Origin of the sequence: Pasteurella atlantica (genome assembly GCF_963693435.1) — a bacterium.
In the GTDB taxonomy this organism is placed as follows: Bacteria; Pseudomonadota; Gammaproteobacteria; order Enterobacterales; family Pasteurellaceae; genus Phocoenobacter; species Phocoenobacter atlanticus.
This window is the reverse complement of record NZ_OY856306.1, coordinates 196170-211550: the sequence shown is the minus strand read 5'-3', so window position 1 is coordinate 211550 and position 15381 is coordinate 196170. Positions and strand designations below refer to the sequence as shown.

Genomic DNA, 15381 nt, shown 5'->3' with positions numbered 1-15381 from the left:
CATTAATTTTTCCGATGAAAATTGCTGTAATTCGTTAAATGATTTATTTGGGCGTACACAGTACGCCCCATAGTTCTAACTTAGAACACGCCTTTTAACTGTAATGACGTTCCCCAGCCATTATAACCAAAAGCGGTACTTTCATAGTAAGGTGTAAAACTTACCATAAATTTAGGGCTAAAGTCATAGCTTAAGCCCGCTTGTACTCGTCCACGTGTTTTGCGAATTTTCGCTCTTTTACTAAAACTTCCCACTGCTGGCATTGAAACGGCATAAGTTGGTGCATTGTTATTTAGCTGTTGTTCAATTTCTGCACTGGCTAACAGGTTTAATTGTTCTGTTAATGGAAATGTTGTATCAACACCTAAGGCTAAAGCGGTATCTTTATAACTTAATTTTGCAAAACTTGCCGCAAATTCGGCATTTTTTTCCACATAAGCATCACGAGAAACTTGGCGATGACGAAGTGAACTGTAAACAGAAACATTGCCAAAATCATAACCCGTCGTTAATGAAACCGCTGAACCTTTCATTGTGGTTTTGTTACTGCCCGCTTCGGTATTCGCCAATAATGGGCGTTCCACTTTCACTTTATCTTTTTGCCACGCCGCTGTCGTTTCCACAAACCAGTTATCGCCTTTCCAGTTGGCAAAAATCCCTAGCCCTGTGTTGCCGTCGGTTTTATAACTTTTAGGTAATTGACGAGATAAACTTTTATCAAAGTTAACCCCTGCGGTAATGCCATATCCCACACCATAAGATAAGCCAAGTCCAACACTGGCAGTGGTCTCACCTTTTTGTTTAGCCATATCTTGACGAACACCATAACCTACTTCGCCTTGTTTTAAATAACGGCTTTGTTGTAAACGCTGTAAGATTTGGCTTTGTAATGAAGTCACCCCAATCGCATCATTACCCAAACGTGCCATACTTAACTTGGTATTTTCGACATCAATTTTGGCAACAACCACTGGTTTGGTTATCGGTTTAGCAATATCTTCAATTTTCGCCGCAGGAATAGTTCGTTTAGCGATATCCTCAATTTTCGCCGCTGGAATGGTTCGTTTGGCAATATCCTCAATTTTTGCTGCTGGAATAACTTTCTTTTCAGGGTATTTTATTTTCCAAATAGTCGCTCTATGATTATTGCTATCACTATCAGCCCAACCACCTGCAATCGTACCATCACTACTTAAAGCCTGAACCTCTGAATCCCCAGTATTATCTGATCTTAATGTGCCTAAATCCGTTTTATTTTGCCAGTTTTTCCCTGACCAAATTATTGCTCTCTCAACATTGTTATCATTATGAGCCCCACCACCTGCAATAGTTCCATCACTACTTAAAGCAAAAACCATTGAGCTCCCAGTATTATCTGATCTTAATGTGCCTAACTCCGTTTTATTTTGCCAGTTTTTCCCTGACCAAATTATTGCTCTAATATCAGCGTTATCATTACGAGCCCCACCACCTGCAATCGTACCATCACTACTTAAAGCGAAAACCGTTGAGCTCCCAGTATTATCTGATTTTAATGTGCCTAAATCCGTTTTATTTTGCCAGTTTTTCCCTGACCAAATTATTGCTCTATCAACATTGTTATCATTATTAGCCCAACCACCTGCAATCGTACCATCACTACTTAAAGCCCGAACCCTTGAGCCCCCAGTATTATCTGATTTTAATGTGCCTAACTCCGTTTTATTTTGCCAGTTTTTCCCTGACCAAATAGTTGCCCTATTCCTACCATTATCAGCCCAACCACCTGCAATCGTACCATCACTACTTAAAGCGAAAACCATTGAGCCCCCAGTATTATCTGATTTTAATGTGCCTAAATCCGTTTTATTTTGCCAGTTTTTTCCAGACCAAATAGTTGCCCTTCTCCTATCATCATAAAACCAACCACCTGCAATAGTACCATCACTACTTAAAGCCCAAACCCCAGTATTACCTGATCTTAATGTGCCTAAATCCGTTTTATTTTGCCAGTTTTTCCCTGACCAAATTATTGCTCTCTCAACATTGTTATCATTATCAGCCCAACCACCTGCAATCGTACCATCACGACTTAAAGCTATAACCCATGACTCCCCAGTATTATCTGATTTTAATGTGCCTAAATTTGTTTTTTGGGTAATACTTGGTTGAGTTTCAGCAACAGCCTGCGAGAATAAAAAAGGATTGAAAGAGAGAAGAATAAGAGAGTGAAGATAAGAAAGTCTTAGACTAGACTTATTTGTTTGTTTGTTTGTTTGTTTGTTTGTTTGTTTGTTTGTTTGTTAAGAGTATTCATAATAATTTTCCTTATAGCAAGAATAAAAAAATATGGAATGAGTTAAAAAATTTAACTGTTTAAATATTAGCATTTTATTTTGTATAAAAAAATAACGTTGGGGTTAAAAATTAAATAAATTTTATACTATGGGTATAGTACATTCAATTCTCACCACATTATTAATGGTATTTTGTTACGATTTATTTTATAACGCTAAGAATTTGCAAAAACATAAACAGATCTTACCGCTTATGTTTTTTTACCTACAACCCAATTGCATATTTCAAGGCTTTCTTTTTCAAAGGCGTAATTTTATCCGCCGTAAATAAGCCTAAATTTCGTACAACTTTTACTGGCAATAAATCCGTTTTAAAGGTTTTATAGAAAAAATCCATTCCGGATTGCATTAACAAATTATCGGGTTTGCGTTTGTGTTGATAACGTTTTAACACCTCATCACTTGCTAGATTTTCGCCTTTTTGTTGGGCTTTTTCTAATACATTTAATAAAGCTTTGACATCTTTAAACCCTAAATTGACCCCTTGCCCTGCTAATGGGTTTATCGTGTGAGCCGAGTCGCCCACCAATACAATGCCATTTTTAAAATAATTTTGTGCGTGTTGTCTGGTAAGTGGGAATGCACCGCAATTTTCCACTTCAATTTGTCCTAAACGTTGTGGAAAATGTGTCAGAATTTCAGCGGTTAATTTTTGCGATGAAAGGCTTTGTAATTCCTTGATACGTTGTGGTGAATCGTACCAAACCACACAACCTTGATGATCTAATAAAGGTAAAAAAGCACGAGGTCCGCTATGATGAAATTGTTGCCAAGTAACACTTTGCTGTGGTAATTCGGTTTTAACTACAGCTAATAAACAGTGCTGACGATATTGCCAGCTGGTTAGCCCAATCCCTGCCCAACCACGCACCTGAGAATTTGCACCGTCAGCGGCAATAATTAAAGGGGCAGAAAATTGTTGCTGATTATCAATGGTTATCGTCCAAACGCCTTGTTCATTTTTTGCAAAAAGTTGTTCAAATCCGACCGCTTGCTGACAATTTGGATAATCTTTTAAACATTGCCATAAACCAAGCTGAATCACATTATTTTCAACCATATAGCCGAGTTCATTCAGCCCTAAATCTTGGGCAGAAAATACCGTATTAAACCCATCAATTTCCCAGGTTTCCAAACCGTCATAAGGGCAAACTCGCATTTCTTGAATATGTTGCCACGCCCCTAACTCTTCCAATAACTGAACTGACGCTTTGCTGATTGCAGAAATACGTAAATCGTAGGGTTGTTCTTGTGAGAATGTTGGCAAGGCTCTTTTTTCAAGTAAAGCAACCTTTAAACCTTGCTTTGCCAAACCCAACGCTGTGGCAGCCCCAACCATTCCACCACCAATCACGATTACATCTTGCATTGTTTATTACCATTTTTAATTTAGATATACTTAAATTCTACATCACAAGCGGTTATATTTTTATAAAAATTTACAAAAATTTTATTTTTAATCAATATTTATGTGAGCGAATAACAATTTGCAAATTTTGCGATCTAGATCGAAAAAATAATTTTGCTTTATTTTCTCCTTTAAAATTTCAGCTAAGATAAAAATAAAACAGGATTTTTTATGTCATTAGCCATTGTATATAGCCGAGCCTCAATCGGTGTTGAAGCCCCCTTAGTGACGATTGAAGTACACATTAGCAATGGTAAACCTGGTTTAACTTTGGTGGGATTGCCTGAAACCACAGTGAAAGAATCACGAGATCGAGTGCGTAGTGCATTGCTAAATGCGAATTTTAGTTATCCTGCTCGTAGAATTACGGTAAATCTTGCCCCTGCAGATTTACCCAAAGAAGGAGGGCGTTTTGATTTACCGATTGCAATTGGGATCTTAGCAGCATCAGGGCAGATTGACAGCGATAAATTAAATCAATTTGAGTTTTTGGGGGAGCTTGCTTTAACGGGATTTTTGCGTGGTGTACACGGTGCAATCCCTGCCACGCTTGCGGCTCAAAAAGTGAAACGAGCTTTGATTATTGCCAAACAAAATGCCAATGAAGTTTCTTTGGTGTCAAATACCGAAACCCTTTGTGCAACTTCGCTGTTGCAAGTGGTTAACTTTTTGAATAATCGTGATCAGTTACCCATCGCCCAACAAATTTTGCAAAAAGAACAAAAAATCGTACCGCTTATTTCACGTGATTTAACAGATATTATCGGACAACAACACGCCAAAAGAGCCTTAATGATTGCTGCGGCAGGGCAACATAATTTATTATTTTTAGGTCCTCCCGGTACAGGTAAAACAATGCTTGCCAGTCGCTTAGCAGATTTATTGCCTGAGATGAATGATGAAGAAGCCATTGAAACGGCAGCAGTGGCAAGCCTTGTACAAAATGAATTAAATTACCATAACTGGAAGCAAAGACCTTTTCGTTCGCCTCATCATTCGGCATCAATGGTAGCGTTAGTGGGTGGTGGTTCGATCCCCAAACCCGGTGAAATATCCCTTTCCCACAACGGTATTCTGTTTTTAGATGAACTGCCTGAGTTTGAGAAAAAAGTATTAGACGCACTCCGACAGCCGTTGGAGTCTGGCGAAATCGTGATTTCTCGTGCCAACGCCAAAGTACAATTTCCTGCAAGTTTTCAGCTGATTGCCGCAATGAATCCAAGCCCAACAGGGCATTATCAAGGTACGCATAACCGTACCTCACCCCAACAAGTAATGCGATATTTAAACCGTTTGTCTGGTCCTTTTTTGGATCGCTTTGATTTATCCATTGAAGTGCCATTACTTCCCAAAGGCGCATTGCAAAATCCGAATGTAAATCGTGGTGAAACCACTGAACAGGTTAAACAACGCGTATTAAAAGCAAGAGAAATTCAGCTTGCACGCTCAGGAAAAATCAATGCCAAACTTTCTACCAAAGAGATCGAGCGAGATTGTAAAATCTCAAAACAAGATGCGATTTTCTTAGAAAATGCTCTAACTAAATTAGGGCTATCAGTGCGTGCTTATCATCGTATTTTGAAAGTAGCACGTACTATTGCAGATTTAGCGGAAGAAGATCAAATTAAACAACCCCATCTTGCCGAAGCCTTAGGTTATCGAGCAATGGATCGTTTATTGCAACGATTACAGGGAGAATAGATTTAAAGTACAAGGCAAGCCCCCTTGAACTAAATACTATTTTTACGATCAGGACAGTAACAAATGTAAAAAAGGTTTACTGATATGACAAATAATTTTATTACTCACTTTTCAATTATCAAAGTTCCTAGAATTGAACGATGTAAAAAGCATACACTTATAGATATTTTATCTAAAATTTTAATCAAGATGATAAGTTAAATAGTGTAAAATAATCGCTTTCTATTATTTAAAAGATAAGCTCAATGATCAATATTTTATTTCGTTCTCATTTTCCTTTTTTTGAAAATCAATCTGAATGGACATATTTAGATTCTGCGGCAACGACTTTAAAACCTGACGTTTTAGTGAATGCAACCCAGCAATTTTATATGTCAGCAGGTTCTGTACATCGCAGTCAATATGATCTGGAACAAAGCTCTGCTTATGAACAAGCCAGAGATTTAGTGGCACTGCGGTTTAATGTTGAGGATCGTAGAGCCGTAGTTTGGACAAGTGGTACCACTCATTCTATTAATTTGGTGGCGAATGGATCAGCGAATAGTATTCAGCAAGGTGATGAAATTATTGTATCAGTGGCAGAGCATCATGCTAATTTTGTCCCTTGGCAACAGTTAGCATTGCGAACTGGTGCAAAATTAATTGTGTTGTCGGTAGATAAATCTTATCAAATTAAAGAAAGAGAATTAAAGCAAGTATTATCCTCTCGAACTAAAATTGTTGCATTTAATTTGGTTTCTAATGTGACAGGTGTGCGTCAGAATGCCGAAAAGTTAATTCCAATTATTCGTCAATATTCTAATGCAAAAATTTTATTGGATATTGCTCAAGCAGTATCTTCTGAAAAAGTGGATGTACAAAGTTTAGATGCTGATTATTATGTCTTTTCCGCACATAAGATGTATGGTGCGACAGGGGTTGGCGTGTTAATGGGGAAATTGCAAAGTTTACTTGAAATCTCACCGCTTATGTTTGGGGGAAAAATGTTGCAAACTGTGGATGAAACCCATTTAGCCCTTGCTGAGATGCCTTATTGTTTTGAGGCTGGCACACCTAATATTGCTGGGGTTATAGGTTTTGGTGCCGTATTGCAGTGGTTGGAGCAATGGGATTTTGAAGAACTAAATAATCACCTTTATTCTTTAGCCAAACAATTTCGTAAGCGGTTAGATTGTTATAAAAATTTGCAAATTTTAGCGGGTAAGCAGATTGCACCGATTATTAGTTTTAATATAAAAGGTGAGCATCACGCTGATATTGGAAGTATCTTAACGGAAAGTAAAATAGCTATTCGTAGTGGTGAACACTGTGCCAAACCGTATTTACATTATTTAAAAGAAAGTGGCACTGTGCGAGTGTCTCTTGCTCATTATAATTCTCAACAAGATATGGAGCAGTTTTTTAAAGCATTAGATTGTGCGTTGGAATTATTGAAGAATGAATAAAGCTCATTTAATTCTTTAAATGAGATTTAATATTTGAGTTTTCAATTTAAAAAATGAGCGGATATACAAAATTATCATTAATATGAAACAAAAAATAAAATCGTTTTTTTTTTGCACAATGAGTGTATAATAAATACACTATTGTAAAGTTCAATTAAAAAAAGAGGGTATCTTATGCAAATAATTAAAAATTTAGGACAGACAAAGTATGTTTCTCTTCCTTTTGATAAACAGAATATCTTATCAATAAATAAAATCAATAATGATTTACAAATTAAATTAAATAATGGAAAAGTGGTGACTGTTGAAGATTATTTTGATACACCGCGTCATTTACTCTTAAATCCACAGCAGGGAAAATCCATTCAGTTGCTTGAAATTGATCCTACTTCGGGAAATATTATTGGTACAAAAACACTTGAGAGTGCAGAAGCATCTGAACTATTAGGTAGCGATCTAAGTGTGTTGAGTTCACAAACATCTGAAAGTGTCGCACTATTAAATGGTTTAAATGCAGCTGAAACAATGGGTGAAACTAGTGTATTAAGCACGGGAGTGATCGGTAGTACAGTTCTAGGTGCAACATTAGGCGCATTTTCATTCATTGATAACGATTCAAAAACTGAAGTTCTTAAAGCAGAAGAGCCTAAAGCAGAAGAGCCTAAAGTAGAAGAGCCTAAAGTAGAAGAGCCTAAAGCAGAAGAGCCTAAAGTAGAAGAGCCTAAAGTAGAAGAGCCTAAAGTAGAAGAGCCTAAAGCAGAAGAGCCTAAAGCAGAAGAGCCTAAAGCAGAAGAGCCTAAAGTAGAAGAGCCTAAAGCAGAAGAGCCTAAAGCAGAAGAGCCTAAAGTAGAAGAGCCTAAAGCAGAAGAGCCAAAAGTAGAAGAGCCTAAAGTAGAAGAGCCTAAAGTAGAAGAGCCTAAAGCAGAAGAGCCTAAAGTAGAAGAGCCTAAAGTAGAAGAGCCTAAAGCAGAAGAGCCTAAAGCAGAAGAGCCTAAAGCAGAAGAGCCTAAAGTAGAAGAGCCTAAAGCAGAAGAGCCAAAAGTAGAAGAGCCTAAAGTAGAAGAGCCTAAAGTAGAAGAGCCTAAAGTAGAAGAGCCTAAAGCAGAAGAGCCTAAAGCAGAAGAGCCTAAAGCAGAAGAGCCTAAAGTAGAAGAGCCTAAAGTAGAAGAGCCTAAAGTAGAAGAGCCTAAAGTAGAAGAGCCTAAAGTAGAAGAGCCTAAAGTAGAAGAGCCTAAAGTAGAAGAGCCTAAAGTAGAAGAGCCTAAAGTAGAAGAGCCTAAAGTAGAAGAGCCTAAAGTAGAAGAGCCTAAAGTAGAAGAGCCTAAAGTAGAAGAGCCTAAAGTAGAAGAGCCTAAAGCAGAAGAGCCTAAAGTAGAAGAGCCTAAAGTAGAAGAGTCTAAAGCAGAAGAGCCTAAAGTAGAAGAGCCTAAAGCAGAAGAGCCTAAAGCAGAAGAGCCTAAAGCAGAAGAGCCTAAAGCAGAAGAGCCTAAAGTAGAAGAGCCTAAAGTAGAAGAGCCTAAAGTAGAAGAATCTAAAGTAGAAGAGCCTAAAGTAGAAGAGCCTAAAGCAGAAGAGTCTAAAGTAGAGGATAAAATTGAAGATAAAGCTGAAGAATCTCAAGTTAAAAACACTACAATTATTACAGCAAAAGATACTGATAATGATGGTGATTTAGATACCACAATAGTTACAGAGAAAGATTCGAATGATCATATAACGAAGATTATTAAAGCAATTGATGAAAATATTGGTGATAAATATAGTGTAGAAACTCAGACTAAAGAAAATGGAAAAAAATCATTAACAGAAAGTATCACGATAATAGAAACTAAAGATGATAATTCAACAGTATCCGTTAAAAAAGTAGATACCACAGGTGATGGTCAACTAGACACCGCTATAGTGACTGAAAAAGACTCAAGTGGTCAAGTTATAAAAACAGTTGAAGCGATAGATGTTGATTTAGATGGAAAAGCTGAAAAAATAATAGAAACTGTTGTGAATGATGATGGTAAATCAATTTCAATGGTGAAAATTGATTCAAATGATGATGGAACGGTAGATCATATACGAAAATATGACTCAGATGATCCTCAAGTTCGAGAAAGCGTGACCGACTTCGATGAAAATGATGCAATTAAGGATTTAGATCCTCTACCGCGAAGTGCGACAAAAACGATAACGAATAAAGATGGCTCAACAGTAACAATAAGAAAAACAGATACAAGCTATTATCAAGATGATAGATTAGATACAACTGTTATTACAGAAAAAGATGTGAAAGGTCAGGTGACTAAAATAACTGAAATCTTTGATGAAGAGTTAGATGGTGAACCTGAATTAATAAAAGAAACAGTTATCAACGATGATGGTAGTAAAGAAACGACCACATTGGTGACTGAACATATTAATGGTTATCATATCGAAACATTAACTAAAGATAATGGAAATGCAGTAACATCAACAGTGACAACAACTAAGCATACGAAAGGTGAAGTTATTGGAACACTAACAGACACTTTTGCTCCAGTAATAAAAGAACTCAATAATGATAATACTAATGACCCTAGAATTATCATTAGAAAAACAGATTCAACACACAATGGTGTATTAGATACTGCAATTCTTCTTGAAGAAAGTGAAAATGGTCAACTTATCAAAAAAATCAAAAAAGTAGATACTGATTTAGATGGAAAAACAGAACTTCATATTGAAAGCTCGACTAATTACAACGGAGTAATCGAAAGAGATTATATAGATGATAATTATATAGCTGGAAGTGTTAAATATAGAGAGCAAGAATTAAATCCTGAAGGATTAAGTATGGCGACTGAGATTACTTCATGCCCAATTTATGTTGGACCAGAGATTCCTGATACTGAGAATGTTGTCACCCATAATGATGGCTCCACTACCACAACACAAAGAATAGACAGTCATCATTTACGTGATGGTGTTTTAGATACAACGATAGTCACTGAGAAAGATTCTAATGGCAATATTACCAAAGTAACAGAAACTTTTGATAAAGAACAAGATGGCACGGTTGAATCAATAAAAGAAACTATTGTAAATTCAGATGGAAGCCGTAGTAGTAAGACTATAACCAATGAGAAGCTTGGTGATAAATATAGTATAGAAACTACTCATATTGAAGAAAAAGGAAAATCATCAACGGAAAGTATTTCTATTACAAAAGCTAATGATGATAAATCTACCGTAACAGTTAAAAAAGTAGATACAACAGGTGATCATCAGCTGGATACGACTATTGTTACCGAAAAAGATGCGAATGGTGAAATTATAAAAACAATTGAAGCGATAGATATCGACTTAGATGGTAAAGCGGAGAAGATAACAGAAACTGTTATTAATGATGATGGAGCATTAATCACTATCGAAACAATTGACTCAAATGATGATGGAACTCCTGAAGTGAAAAACACACATTATCCACCAGATGCTTCTGGTAAACAAATTACAGCAGTAGAAGATTTTGCTGGCGTAATTGAGGATGCCGAACCTCTCAAAAAAGTAACCAATACAATAACGAATGATGATGGTTCTACAACAACAATAACTAAACAGGCATCTAAGCATCTTTACGATGATAGACATACTGATAACTTAGATACAACTATCATCACTGAAAAAGATACAAATGGTAAGGTTACAAAAATAACGGAAACCTTTGATCAAAACTTAGATGGTGAAGCTGAATTAACGAAAGTAACAGTAGTAAACCCTGATAACAGTGAAACAGTTGTTAAATTAGTGACAGAACATATTAATGGATTCCATATAGAAACGTTAACAGAAGACAATGGACATTCAGTAACATCAATTGTAACTCTGACTGAACATCAAGAAAATGAAACTGTTGGGATATTGACGGATATATTAATACCTATGACGGTAAATAGTAAAATTATTTGTGAATATCCAAGAGAGGTCATCTATGATAAAGCTACGGAAGTAGTTGAGGATTCAAAAGAACCTTCAGTTGAAAAATCACAAGAACTCAATGTAGAGTATCGTGAGTTATTCTCAACTCCTCCAGATTTAATTTTAGTAGATGATATGCCAGAAGTAATAGAAAAAACAACTAACATATATGATACCACTACTAATTATTCGTTGATTATTGATCCTGATATTACTTCAGTAATCTAGTATCATTTAGCACTAATAAAAAAGATGGGATTGATGCCCATCTTTTTATTTCTGCATATATTCAGCATTTCTAAGTATTTATTCGTCAAAATATCCATTCGTCAAGGCATGCCTTGACGCTACAGTTTGTGTATTTGCCTGATATATATGTAGATGAAATCAACAAAAAAGTTGAGTTCTATTTTTGTCTAGTATAGAACTCAACTTTTAGTTAATGTAATTAAATGGTTATTTTAAACTACCCACCATATCTTCTGGGCGTACCCATTCATCAAATTGTTCAGAGGTTACTAAGCCTAAGTTAATCGCTTCTTCTCTTAATGTTGTGCCATTTTTGTGTGCAGTTTTTGCAATTTTCGCTGCATTTTCATAACCAATATGTGGATTTAACGCAGTGACTAACATTAGCGAGTTTTCCAATTGCATTTTGATACGTGCGTAATTTGGCTCGATACCGCTTGCACAATGCTCATCAAATGATAAACACGCATCTGCTAAAAGTTGTGCAGATTGTAAGAAGTTAAACGCCATAACAGGTTTGAATACGTTTAACTGGAAGTGTCCTTGTGATCCAGCAAATGAGATTGTTGTATCATTACCTAATACTTGTGCCGCCACCATTGTTAATGCTTCACACTGGGTTGGGTTTACTTTACCTGGCATAATTGATGAACCTGGTTCATTTTCAGGAATTAAGATTTCACCGATACCACTACGAGGACCAGACGCTAATAAACGCACATCATTTGCGATTTTGAATAATGACATTGCGATTTGTTTTAATGCACCGTGCGTTTCTACGATCGCATCGTGAGTTGCTAAGGCTTCAAATTTATTTTGTGCAGTAACAAATGGTAAACCTGTGAATTGTGCGATATATTCCGCCACTTTTACATCATAGCCTTTTGGTGTATTTAACCCTGTACCTACCGCTGTTCCACCTAAGGCTAATTCGCTTAAATGTGGTAAGGTATTTTCAAGGGCTTTGATACCGAATGAAAGCTGTGCTGCATAAGCTGAGAATTCTTGACCTAAGGTTAATGGGGTTGCATCCATTAAGTGGGTACGACCGATTTTAACCACATCTTGGAATGCCGCTGATTTATCCGCAAACGTTTTTTGTAATTTTCTTAATGCAGGAAGGGTATGCTCAACCACTTTTTTGTATGCTGCGATGTGCATTGCGGTTGGGTAAGTATCGTTTGAAGATTGTGATTTATTCACATCATCATTTGGGTGGATCACACTTTTCTCGCCTAATTTACCACCATTTAAAACGTGAGCACGGTTCGCCACAACTTCGTTCACATTCATATTTGATTGCGTACCAGAACCTGTTTGCCAAATCACAAGTGGAAACTCGCCTTCTAATTGATTTGCTAAGATTTCATCACAGGCTTTTGCGATTAAATCACGTTTTTCTGCTGGTAATACGCCAAGATCACAGTTAGCAAAAGCCGCTGCTTTTTTCAAATACCCAAAGGCTTCAATAATTTCTTTTGGCATTGATGCTTCTTCGCCAATTTTAAAGTTATTGCGTGAACGCTCAGTTTGTGCAGCCCAATAACGATGAGCTGGTACTTTTACTTCGCCCATAGTATCGTGTTCAGTACGAAATTCCATAGAATACTCCTTCAATTTATAAAAAATAATAACCTCGAAATGGTATCACTGACTAAAAAAGAAAGGAATAATATAATGCTGATTTTCTGATATAGATCACAAATTTAAGCGGTTATTTATTATAAACTTTTTGCAAATTTTTTATAAAATCATACCGCTTAAATTTTATGTTTTAACGCATTTCTAATTTTTGATCTAGTTTTGGCACTCACCACAAAATTTAACCATTCTGCACTTGGTAAATGATCTTCTTGTGTTTCTATTTGAATAGTTTGTCCTGTTTTAAGAGGCTTCGAAAGAGGATAAGGGTTACGATCAACAATAGCTCCAACACATCTATTTCCTATTGCGGAGTGAACGGCATAGGCAAAATCAATAGCAGTAGATTTGGCGGGTAATTCAATAATACGTCCTTTTGGTGTAAAGACATAAATATCATCTGAAAATAAATCAGATTTTACATTTTCAATAAATTCTTCTGTATTTTCAATACTTTGCTGTAATTCAACAATACTTTGTAACCATTTATTTACTCGTAACTGTACACTGGTATGAGAATCATCTTTATAGCTCCAATAAGCAGAAACGCCCATTACTGCCATTTGATCCATATCTTTAGTACGGATATGAGCTTCAATAGGCATACCTTTATGTCCAAACATTGAAGTATGCAAGGATTGGTAACCGTTAGGTTTTGGGATGGCTATATAATCTTTAATTAAGGTTGGACGAGGTTTATATAACGAGTGTAATAAACCTAATGTACGATAGCAACTATCTATATTATCTACAACAATTCTAAAAGAATAAATGTCTAAAATTGATTGAAAATGCTGATCTTTTTGACGCATTTTTTGGTAGAGGGTATAAATATTTTTTTCACGTCCATATACATAACCTTGAATATTTGCCTTATCTAACAAACCTTGAATTTCATTTGAAATAGTTTCAATCAAGCGTTTACGATTCTCTCTTGCGTACTCCACAGCCATTTTTAATACTTGGAAACGGTGTGGATATTGAGCTTCAAAACAGAGATCTTCTAATTCACGTTTAAGATTATCTAATCCTAATCGATAAGCAAGAGGTGTATAAATTTCAAGGGTTTCTTTTGCTATACGACGACGTTTATCTGCTCGTAATGAACCTAAGGTTCGCATATTGTGTGTTCTATCAGCAAGTTTAATTAAAACAACTCGGATATCTTTTGTCATTGCTAAAATCATTTTTTGGAAATTAGCAACTTGAGCTTCTTGACGAGTACGAAATTTTAACTTATCTAATTTGGATACACCCTGCACTATTTCTGCAACACTTGTACCAAATGCATTTGCTAGTTCTTCTTCTGTATAAGGAGTATCTTCAATTACATCGTGCAGTAATGCCGCCATTACCGCCTCATGATCAAGCTTCATTTCTGCAATAATCGTAGCCACTGCAACAGGGTGGCAAATGTAAGGTTCACCACTAGAACGAAACTGTCCTTCGTGAGCATCACGAGCAACAACAAAAGCTTGTTTTATTAATTCAATTTTATCTGATGGTAAATAAGTTTGAATAATTTTATTTAACTCTTCAAAAATTTCTGAAAGATACACAATGACACCTAAATTAAATATCAGTAGATTTTATACTTGTTAAGAAAGAGATCGCATCTTTTTCTGCTTCTTCTTTTTGAATGGCATCACTATTTTCAAATTGATCCATAAGTTCATTAGTAATTAAACCCTGTTCAATTTCACGTAATGCAATTACGGTTGCTTTATCATTTTCTTCTTCAACTAAAGGGTCTCGTATATGAAGTTGTAATTGTCTTGCACGACGAGCCGCCATTAAAATTAAATCAAAACGATTACCAACTTTATCTACTGCACCTTGTACTGTCACTCGAGCCATATTTTATTACTCCAAAAATTATTTATAAATTATAGAAAGGATCTTCGATTATACTACAAGTTGCTAGTAACTTGCTAGCCTCAAAATGAAGGAAACGCAACAAAATGTTGAGTTATTAAATAAAGAGATCTATACTGACCCTCAAACTCATCTTTAAATAGGATTTCTTATGAATATTGATACTTCTTTACTTTGTGATCTTTATAGTGACCAACTTGATGTTGTCGAACCAATGTTTTCAACATTTGGAGGAGATAGTGCTTTTTTTGGAAAAATTACCACAATAAAATGTTTTGAATGTAATGGATTAATTGCAGAAACACTAAAAGAGAATGGTGAAGGACGAGTACTACTTATTGATGGTGGTGGTTCATTAAGACGTGGATTAATTGATGCTGAACTAGCAACTCTTGCGGTTGATAATGGTTGGGAAGGCATTATTGTTTATGGTGCTGTTCGTCAGGTTGATATTTTAGAAACCCTTGAAATTGGTATTCAAGCACTTGCTCCAATTCCTGTTGGAGCTGAATATACCGATATCGGAGAAGTGGACACGCCAGTTAATTTTGGTGGAGTGACTTTTTTCCCAGAGGATTATGTTTATGCTGATTTAACGGGAATAGTCCTTTCTCCAGAGCCATTAGAAGATTATCAGGCATAATTTTTTCAATTCATTAAAATCAAACCTTATTTTAAAATTAGTTTTAAGATAAGGTTTACTCTTATAAAATTCCTACCAAATATTATTAATTTTTAATTAAGAGTGATAATCTTTTGCCTTTCTCTATGCTAAAATAAT

8 protein-coding genes and 1 pseudogene are annotated in these 15381 nt (G+C 35.9%); 4 read left to right on the top strand and 5 right to left on the bottom strand.

Annotation, left to right across the window (positions count from 1 at the left end):
* Positions 1-80: 80 nt before the first annotated feature.
* Together U9966_RS00975 and U9966_RS00970 are read right to left on the bottom strand one after the other, a co-directional pair.
* On the bottom strand, positions 81-1802 hold the full coding sequence (locus U9966_RS00975) for a hypothetical protein (RefSeq protein ID WP_306346751.1): 1722 nt from the start codon (positions 1800-1802) through the stop codon (positions 81-83).
* Between the two features lie 739 nt (positions 1803-2541).
* Positions 2542-3705 (bottom strand): FAD-dependent oxidoreductase, encoded by a 1164-nt coding sequence (locus tag U9966_RS00970; protein ID WP_306346750.1) that lies wholly within the window; start codon positions 3703-3705, stop codon positions 2542-2544.
* Between the two features lie 210 nt (positions 3706-3915).
* Between U9966_RS00970 and U9966_RS00965 the strand changes: the two genes are divergently transcribed.
* From U9966_RS00965 to U9966_RS00955, 3 genes are all read left to right on the top strand, one after another.
* Entirely contained in the window at positions 3916-5445 is a 1530-nt protein-coding gene (locus U9966_RS00965; protein ID WP_306346749.1) for a YifB family Mg chelatase-like AAA ATPase, read from the top strand.
* A gap of 245 nt (positions 5446-5690) precedes the next feature.
* On the top strand, positions 5691-6890 hold the full coding sequence (locus U9966_RS00960; protein ID WP_306346748.1) for an aminotransferase class V-fold PLP-dependent enzyme: 1200 nt from the start codon (positions 5691-5693) through the stop codon (positions 6888-6890).
* Between the two features lie 174 nt (positions 6891-7064).
* Positions 7065-11063 carry a BapA/Bap/LapF family prefix-like domain-containing protein gene (locus U9966_RS00955; protein ID WP_322631707.1) on the top strand — a complete coding sequence of 1333 codons (3999 nt, stop codon included), beginning with the start codon at positions 7065-7067 and terminating at the stop codon, positions 11061-11063.
* Positions 11064-11291: 228 nt separating this feature from the next.
* On the opposite strand, the gene fumC is transcribed toward U9966_RS00955, so the two are convergent.
* From fumC to rpoZ, 3 genes and pseudogenes are all read right to left on the bottom strand, one after another.
* The gene (gene fumC / locus U9966_RS00950; protein WP_306346745.1) at positions 11292-12686 is read right to left on the bottom strand and encodes a class II fumarate hydratase; all 1395 of its coding nucleotides are present in this window, start codon (positions 12684-12686) and stop codon (positions 11292-11294) included.
* 167 nt (positions 12687-12853) lie between these two features.
* Positions 12854-14269: pseudogene (locus tag U9966_RS00945) on the bottom strand (RelA/SpoT family protein); the annotation flags it as partial.
* 28 nt (positions 14270-14297) lie between these two features.
* A complete protein-coding gene (rpoZ, locus tag U9966_RS00940) occupies positions 14298-14582 on the bottom strand; it encodes a DNA-directed RNA polymerase subunit omega (protein WP_306346744.1) in 285 nt (94 codons plus the stop codon).
* 169 nt (positions 14583-14751) lie between these two features.
* On the opposite strand from rpoZ, the gene rraA reads away from it, so the two are divergent.
* On the top strand, positions 14752-15243 hold the full coding sequence (gene rraA, locus U9966_RS00935) for a ribonuclease E activity regulator RraA (protein ID WP_306346743.1): 492 nt from the start codon (positions 14752-14754) through the stop codon (positions 15241-15243).
* Positions 15244-15381 lie beyond the last annotated feature (138 nt).